The organism is Pseudomonas sp. EL_65y_Pfl2_R96 (assembly GCF_963970905.1).
Classification (GTDB): domain Bacteria; phylum Pseudomonadota; class Gammaproteobacteria; order Pseudomonadales; family Pseudomonadaceae; genus Aquipseudomonas.
Window position 1 is genome coordinate 1 of record NZ_CAXAQH010000308.1, and the last position, 467, is coordinate 467.

The following is a 467-nucleotide window of genomic DNA, read 5'->3' on the forward strand; positions in this document are numbered from 1 at the left end:
CGATTTGCCAAGACAAAAGAGCTGCTTTCTCAAAAGGTCTTCGCCAAGATTATTTCTGATCCGGTCAGCACCAAATACCATCGTGAATTTGCCTCTGCACAATCTGAAAAGCTCAATGCAGTGGCGACCGACGCCCAACGTGCCTGTGCACTTCTTGAGCAGAAGATTTCTGCAAAGGATGAAGAACTTAACGTCACGCACAGTAGGCTCGTTAAAGCCCATGGCCTTTGGCAGAAATCCAGTTCAGAACTCACTGAGCTGGAGGGTAAATCTTCCGACCTGAAAGCCACGCTTGGTCGCAAAGAGCTGGAACTGAAGCAAGCTCGTGATCAGCTAGTGGCTGAGAAGAAGAAGGGCTTTTGGCAGTGGATGCGCACCGTGGCAATGATCACCGGCGCCTCGATTTCGGCGCCGATCCTCGCCCCAATGCGGAGCCCCGACGACAGCTCCGTTGAGAACAGCTCATG

General features: G+C 52.5%; 1 protein-coding gene. It reads left to right on the plus strand.

Annotated features, from left to right (window positions below; genetic code table 11):
* Positions 1 to 467, plus strand: a 467-nt coding sequence (locus AACY49_RS30775; protein ID WP_339528068.1) for a hypothetical protein, incomplete at both ends; no start/stop codon positions are given.